The sequence below is a fragment of the Sphingomonas sp. Leaf67 genome (genome assembly GCF_001421965.1).
GTDB lineage: Bacteria > Pseudomonadota > Alphaproteobacteria > Sphingomonadales > Sphingomonadaceae > Sphingomonas.
This window is the reverse complement of sequence record NZ_LMLP01000025.1, coordinates 206,163-212,965: the sequence shown is the minus strand read 5'-3', so window position 1 is coordinate 212,965 and position 6,803 is coordinate 206,163. Positions and strand designations below refer to the sequence as shown.

At 67.1% G+C, this 6,803-nt stretch carries 7 protein-coding genes; 4 read left to right on the top strand and 3 right to left on the bottom strand.

Annotation, left to right across the window (positions count from 1 at the left end; genetic code table 11):
* Positions 1-265 precede the first annotated feature (265 nt).
* The 3 genes from ASE90_RS18835 to ASE90_RS18825 are packed head-to-tail and all read right to left on the bottom strand — an operon-like array spanning position 266 to position 4,013.
* Positions 266-649 carry a YdbL family protein gene (locus ASE90_RS18835; RefSeq protein ID WP_056004596.1) on the bottom strand — a complete coding sequence of 128 codons (384 nt, stop codon included), beginning with the start codon at positions 647-649 and terminating at the stop codon, positions 266-268.
* A 2-nt stretch (positions 650-651) separates the two neighbouring features.
* Positions 652-846, bottom strand: coding sequence for a YnbE family lipoprotein (locus ASE90_RS18830; protein WP_056004594.1), 195 nt, complete (start codon positions 844-846; stop codon positions 652-654).
* Positions 843-4,013, bottom strand: coding sequence for an intermembrane phospholipid transport protein YdbH family protein (locus ASE90_RS18825; RefSeq protein ID WP_235531962.1), 3,171 nt, complete (start codon positions 4,011-4,013; stop codon positions 843-845). Before ASE90_RS18825 ends, ASE90_RS18830 begins: the two co-directional genes overlap by 4 nt.
* 180 nt (positions 4,014-4,193) lie before the next feature.
* Here ASE90_RS18825 and ASE90_RS18820 point away from each other — a divergent pair, with 180 nt between their 5' ends.
* The 4 genes from ASE90_RS18820 (at position 4,194) to ASE90_RS18805 (ending at position 6,578) form a co-directional block, all read left to right on the top strand.
* Positions 4,194-4,400, top strand: a complete 207-nt coding sequence (locus ASE90_RS18820; protein ID WP_056004592.1) for a ParD-like family protein — start codon at positions 4,194-4,196, stop codon at positions 4,398-4,400.
* Between the two features lies 1 nt (position 4,401).
* A complete protein-coding gene (gene map, locus ASE90_RS18815) occupies positions 4,402-5,166 on the top strand; it encodes a type I methionyl aminopeptidase (protein ID WP_056004589.1) in 765 nt (254 codons plus the stop codon).
* 180 nt (positions 5,167-5,346) lie between these two features.
* On the top strand, positions 5,347-6,033 hold the full coding sequence (gene radC / locus ASE90_RS18810; RefSeq protein WP_056004587.1) for a RadC family protein: 687 nt from the start codon (positions 5,347-5,349) through the stop codon (positions 6,031-6,033).
* Positions 6,030-6,578 (top strand): sugar O-acetyltransferase, encoded by a 549-nt coding sequence (locus tag ASE90_RS18805; RefSeq protein ID WP_056004585.1) that lies wholly within the window; start codon positions 6,030-6,032, stop codon positions 6,576-6,578. Before radC ends, ASE90_RS18805 begins: the two co-directional genes overlap by 4 nt.
* Positions 6,579-6,803 lie beyond the last annotated feature (225 nt).

Genomic DNA, 6,803 nt, shown 5'->3' with positions numbered 1-6,803 from the left:
CTGTATTGCTGCTCGGACGGCGTGCGTGGTCGTGGCGCTCCCGTGACGAACCTGTCCCATACGGCTTCCTTCCATTCCAACGAAAGGATCGCACCATCAAACCGCGGGATCAAACACCTAGGTAGCGACGGGAGGGGGCTGAGCGGACACTCGGCTCCCAAACGAAAAGACCCCGGTTGCGGACACAACCGGGGTCGGAGACGAGTTCAACGAACTTCTGACTCAGCGATCAATACATAACGTATAGGTCGCCGATCTTCAACCCTCACACACAGCGCGGGTCGCGCTCCGGCGCACCGCTGCCGCGGGTTTCCCAGCCGCCGCCCGGCGTCTTGTACTTCTCGCCCGGCTTGGTCTGCGCGATCAGGTTGCAGCCTGATACGAACGCGAACTGTTCGACCGTCGCACCCGCCTGTGCGCCGCGCGTGTACGCCGCCTTGCGTTGGATATTGATGTTCGCGACCAGCGCGCGAAGCTCCGGAGTGCCGCCGCCGACTACGCCAAGATAGCCATCGGGTTGCTCACCGACCTGACCCGCGGCGCGAGCAGCCTGATAGGCCGGATCGCGCTGCGCCCATGCGCTGCCGGCAAACCCGGCGACCGCGACAATGGCGGCTGCGGCGAGGCCGTATTTCACGAAAGCATGCATGGTCAGAATATCCCCGGATTGTCCTGGATCAGCGTCTTCGCTTCTCCGTCGAGACGATACACCACTTCCTGCGTGATGTTGATGTTCAAGTTGATGACGATCGGCTTATCGGGCGCGGAGACGTTCACGCACCCGGTCGCCGCACAGGAAGCGGCACCGATCGTCAGAAATCGCAGCATCGTCACGGTTCGCGTCATGGCACGGTCTCGCTTTCGGAAGGCTGAATGGTGGTATCGAGCGGTGCCGGCGGCAAGCCTTGTTCGCGGCGGCGCTGTTCGGCCTGCAGCGCGGGCAGGTTGCGTTCGATCAGCCGCTTGGGATCATAATAATTCTGCACCGAATCGATCAATTGGCGGAAGGGCGCCCTAATCCGCACGTTGAAGACGAAGGGCAGCCGCGCCAGCCGCCGAATCAGGAAATTGCTGTAGGTCCCCTTCCCCTGGCTGACCCCGGAAAAGCGGATCGCGGTCACCATCTCGCCGGCGATCGGCCCGTCCATCTCGATCGTCAGGCCACGATAGTTCATCGATTTCAGCGCCTGGAAGGCAAGATTGCCCCAGAAGCCGACATCCTCCTTCGACACTTCGCCGACATAGGACAGGTTGCCGGCACCACGCGACTGCAGCTTGCCGCCTTCGATGCGGCCGCCACTGGCATCGAAGATCATCGGCAGCACGCCGTCGAACGTGCCCGACGCATTGAGATTGTCGAAGGCGAACTGTTGCAGGAACAGCCCGCCATCGACTCCCTTCACCCGGAACGTCATGCGCCGTTCGCGGTCCTCGGCGAAATCAAGTATGGTCGGATCGAGGATCATCTCGCCACCGCCCAGCGGCCAGCGGCCGCCCTCGATCTGGATCCGCTGCCCTTCGATCAGGCGATAGCGGACGACGCCATCGGTTACGGCGATACCCGGATTGACCTCGGCGATCGTCGCCACCTGCCCTGGCGCGCTGACCAACCCCAGCAGGTCGGTGAAGCGGATCTCGCCCGACAGGCCGGTGACCGGGCCGAAGGCAGCGGCGAGGTCGGTTCCGGCGGTGCGGAACACGCCGGTACTGGTGACGCCCTCGGGGCTCCACCCGATCTTGCCCCGGCCCGACACGCTGCCCTTCACATCGGCGATGACGCCGAACGTCAGGCGCGTCAGTTCATTGGGCTGGAACGCGTCACCAAAGGCGATGCCGGGGACGTCGAGCACTGCATCGCCGCGCCCGGTGGCAAGGTCATGGGCAATGGTCACGTCGCTGACCTTCACCCCCTTGGTCGGGTGCTTCAGCGTACCACCGGCGCGAATGTCATTGCCGTTCAGCGTCAGCCGGAAATCGTCGCTGCGCAGCGGTTCGAACCGGGGTTCGGGCGCGGCGTCGCGGACGCCGACATCGCCGTTCAGCGACAGCACGCCGCCCGCCAGTTTCCAGCCGCCCGACGCCTCACGGATCAGCAGGGGAACGTTGCCGATCTGCCCCTCGCCCCGCTCGAACCCGCCGGTGACGGCGCCGTTGGCGATACGGCCGGTCAGCGTCCCGATATCGAGGATGCTGACCCGTTCCGGACTACCCAGCCGGGTCTTCACGCCGTCCAACGTGAACGCCATGCCGGCCAAGCCGAACCGGCCGCCGCTTGCGGCGAGCGCGAGCGGCGTTCCGCCGAGGGTGCCGCGCAATTGCGTCGCACCTATGCCGACCCCGCCAGCGACGCGGCCACGGGCAAGCCGCAGCATCCCCCCGTCCTGCGGGCATAGCCGCAACCGGGTGGCGTCTAGAACAAGCGCCGAAACGCGCAGCCGATCGAAGGCGACCGGCACGCAGTCGGCATTGACGGTCAGCCGCCCGCCCCCGTCCCAACGCGCATCGATCGGCACCGCCAGTCGTTCGACCCGACCATCGCCGAGCGGCCCGCTCAGTTCGGCGCGTGTCTCGATTTGGGTCGCTCCGTTGCCGGCAGTGCGGAACCGGACGGGCGCAAGCGCCAGCCGGGAGTCACCGGCGGCATAGGGCTGCACCATCGCCGTGCCGGTCACCGGCGCACCGGGTCCGGCATGCGACAGGCGGATGCTCGCGACCGGCAGCCCGCCCCCGCCCGTCGCCAGCGTACCGTTCAGCGTCACGCCCTTGCCCGATACCCAGCGGACCGGCCCGTCGCGCAGCGTCGCGCGGGCACCATTGGCGGCGGTGAACGCCAGCCGGTCGAGCCGGGCGGCGAGCGGGCGGGCGGCGACGTCGGCGGACAGGTCGAAGCGGCGCGCCGCCTGCCCCGCCGCCCGGGACGCGGCGCGCAGCAGCGGTGCGACCGGCAGACCGTTAGCGGCAGTACCCGATCCCTCGATTTGTGTGACCATCGCGTCGGCGAGCCTTGCGCCGCGCGCGCCGACCCGCCCTTCGAAGGCGGGAACGCCGCCGACCTGATAGCGGCCGGCGATCGACAGGCCGGCACCGTCGAGTTGCGGCAGGTCGAATGCGCCCGACGCAAGGTCGAGCGTTCCGCGCGTGCCCTGCGCCGTGCCCTCGAAGCCGATCTGGCCCGAAAGATCGGCGACGCGGGTCTGCGGCGCGGCGACCGCCGCCGCCGAGACGTCGGCCTGCCCCCGCCAGCCGTTGAAGGCCGGCGCGAGCTTTGCGTCGAGGCGGATGACCGGCGAACCCAGCCGTACCTCGCCGCAGGCCGCCTGCCGCGCACGCACGGGGCCGGTCAGCGACGGTCCGGTCGTGGCGGTGCGGAGCGATACGTTCAGCGCCAAACGGTCGACGCCGCAGCCGTTCAACGACAGGCGTTCGGACACCGCCGCCAGCCGCCCGACAAAGCCGTTGGCGAGGTTGCCGCGCCCGGCGAGCTTCGCACCGATCAGGCCATAGGGGGTGGCGAGACGAACGCGGCCGTCATCGACCGCGACGTCGAAATCGGGCAGCGCAAAGGGTTTGCCCGAGGGCGGCGGGAGCAGGCGGTCGATCTGTCCGAACGAGACCGTGCCATCGGGCCGCAGCGTCGCGCGCAGGCGGGCTTGTCCGACGCGCGCGCCGGTGACCTGTGCGCCGTTCAGATCGACCCGCGTATCGACTTCCACCCAGTCGGCAACGAGGTCGGGGGCGCGGGGATCGCCAAGGACGACGTCGACCAGACGCTGACGCCCGAAGCCGATTTCGGCGACGCGGTAGCGGGCGGTGACGCCGCGGCGTTCGAGTTCGCGGCGGACGATATCGTCGGCGATCGAGCGCCGCTGCGTCCACAGCAGGGCCGCCAGCGCGAGAACGAGGAGGCAGATGACCAGCAGCACCCGCACGAAACGCCGCCGCCGGCGACCGGCGCGACGCGGCGACGCTTCGGCCTGCTCCGCCCGATCGTCGTCAACGCCCAGACCACCCACTCCGCTGTTTCGCCCCGTTCGTCGCGGTTCGGCCCGCCGGCGTCAAGCGCGAGAGGCGCCAAACGGTTCCGGCTGCGCAACGGAAGTTGGCGAAGGTTACACGTAGCGGGCGACCTGAGTTGACCCGATAGCATATGGACCATATATGTTTCGTATCGAGCATCAGGAGGAAGGCCAACCATGGGGATCGTGAAGATCGACGACGATTTGCATGCCGAAGTTCGCAGGGCGAGCGCGGTGATGTGCCGGTCGATCAATGCGCAGGCCGAATTCTGGATGAAGATCGGGATGTTGGCTGAAGCGAACCCGACGCTGCCGTTCACCGACATCGTCCGTGCAGAGTTGGCCGCCGTGCAGGTCCCGCCCGTCGACGCGATCGCCGCCTGACATGGTCAAGACCCCGGACGAACTGGCGCTGATGCGCATTTCGGGCAGGCTGTTGGCGCGTGTGTTCGAAATGCTCGACGACACGAACCTGGCCGGCATGTCGACGCTGGCGATCAACGATCTGGTCGAGCGCTTCATCACCCACGACCTTGCCGCAAGGCCCGCCAGCAAGGGGCAGTACGGGTTCAAGTTCGTGCTGAATTGCTCGATCAATCAGGTCGTGTGTCACGGCGTGCCCGATGCCGACACGATCGTGCGCGACGGCGATATCATCAACCTCGACATCACGCTGGAAAAGAACGGGTTCATCGCCGATTCGAGCAAGACCTATCTGGTCGGCGCGGTCGCGCCCGCCGCGCGGCGGCTGGTGAAGGTCGCGCAGGAGGCGATGTGGCAGGGCATCCGGCAGGTGAAGCCCGGCGCGCATCTGGGCGATATCGGCTTTGCGATCGAACGCCATGCCAAGAAGAACGGATATTCAGTGGTCCGCGAATATTGCGGCCACGGTATCGGCCGCGAGATGCACGAAGCGCCCGAGGTGATGAACTTCGGCAAGCCGGGCAAGGGCGTGCGGCTGCGCGAGGGCATGACCTTCACCATCGAACCGATGGTCAATCAGGGCACGCGCCGGGTCGAGACCGAGGACGATGGCTGGACCGTCGTAACCGGCGACAGGAAATTGTCGGCGCAGTTCGAGCATACCGTCGCGGTGACGGCGGACGGGGTCGAGGTCCTCACGTTGCGGCGGGATGAGGTGCAGGGTTAGCTTTCGTCATTCCCGCGAAGGCGGGAATCCATTGGCGCTGTCGGCTGTGGTAGCGCCGACAGGGTAGCGTGTAGGGATCCCCGCCTGCGCGGGGATGACGAGAGGGTTGATGCTGGTCTTCGCTTCGTCAACGGAACGCACCCCCTCGCCCGCCCCTGCCCGATCGGCTACGACCGCGCCATGAACACCCCGCCCGAAACCGATGGCACCGGACACCGCGCGCGGCTGCGGGGGCGGTTGCTGGAGCATGGCGGGGCGGCGCTGCTCGATCACGAACTGATCGAGTATCTACTGGCGCTGGCCATTCCCCGGCGCGATACCAAGCCGTTGGCAAAGACATTGTTGCACGAATTCGGTGGGATCGGCGGATTGCTGTCGGCCGATCCGGCGGCGATGGGCAAGGTAGCGGGCATGGGCGACACCGCCGTCGCCGCGATCCGCATCGCGCAATGCGCGGCGACGCGGATGTTGCAGGCGCAGGTGCTGGCACGGCCGGTGCTGTCGAACTGGCAGGCGCTGCTCGACTATCTCCACGCCGACATGGCGCATCAGGCGGTCGAGCGTATCCGGGTGCTGCACCTGAACACCCGTAACCTGTTGATCCGCGACGAACTGGTCGCGGAGGGAACGCTGGACGAAGCGCCGCTCTATACGCGCGAGGTAATCCACCGCGCGCTCGATCTGGGGTCGGCGGCGCTGATTCTGGTCCATAACCATCCGAGCGGCGACCATAGCCCCAGTCGGGCCGATATCGACCTGACGCGGCAGATCGCAGCGGCGGGCAAGCCGCTGGGCATCACCGTCCACGATCACCTGATCATCGGCGCGAAGGGGCATACGAGCCTGCGCGCACAGGGAATGCTATGACCTTATCCAACAAACAGCAGATGATCGCCGGCGACCTGTATGACGCGGGCGATCCCGAACTGGTCGCCGATTGCGCGACGGCGGGACGGTGGATGGAGCGCTATAACGCGACGCTGGCGATGGACCCGGCCGAGCGGCTGGCGATCCTGCGCGACGGGTTGGGATCGGTCGGCGACGGCGTCAACATCCGCCCGCCCTTCCATATCGACTACGGGTACAACATCACTCTCGGCGACGGCGTGTTCCTGAACTTCGGCTGCGTCATCCTCGACGTATGCGCGGTGACGATCGGCGCGAAGACGCAGATCGGGCCGGGGGTGCAGATTTTGACCGCCGACCATCCGCGCGATCCGGCGGTGCGGGCGCAGATGCTGGAATTCGGGCGGCCGATCACGATCGGGGCGAATGTATGGATCGGTGGCGGTGCGCTGTTGCTGCCGGGAATAACGGTTGGCGAAGATGCGATCATCGGTGCCGGGTCGGTGGTGACGCGCGATGTGCCGGCGGGGGCGACGGTGGCGGGGAATCCGGCGCGGGTTCGGTAGAAGCAAGAAGCGGGTTCACGCGAAGGCGCGGAGACGCGAAGGGGTTGCATCTGTCGCGACGTCTTCCGCGTCAGCGGCTGCATCTTTCGTGCCGGCCCGCGACATGGTCTCCCGAATGCGGGCGGTCCGCCCGGTGCGCAACCCCTCCGCGCCTTCGCGCCTTCGCGTGAACCATTTCTTTCTTCCTGCGGAGGGCTGCGGTTGCAGGAGAAGAAGCGGGACCCC

What these genes read in the sequence shown, in the direction of transcription:
- ASE90_RS18835 (WP_056004596.1), bottom strand. Translation starts at nt 649, where the DNA reads ATGCATGCTTTCGTGAAATACGGCCTCGCCGCAGCCGCCATTGTCGCG.
- ASE90_RS18830 (WP_056004594.1), bottom strand. Translation starts at nt 846, where the DNA reads ATGACGCGAACCGTGACGATGCTGCGATTTCTGACGATCGGTGCCGCT.
- ASE90_RS18820 (WP_056004592.1), top strand. Translation starts at nt 4,194, where the DNA reads ATGGGGATCGTGAAGATCGACGACGATTTGCATGCCGAAGTTCGCAGG.
- map (WP_056004589.1), top strand. Translation starts at nt 4,402, where the DNA reads ATGGTCAAGACCCCGGACGAACTGGCGCTGATGCGCATTTCGGGCAGG.
- radC (WP_056004587.1), top strand. Translation starts at nt 5,347, where the DNA reads ATGAACACCCCGCCCGAAACCGATGGCACCGGACACCGCGCGCGGCTG.
- ASE90_RS18805 (WP_056004585.1), top strand. Translation starts at nt 6,030, where the DNA reads ATGACCTTATCCAACAAACAGCAGATGATCGCCGGCGACCTGTATGAC.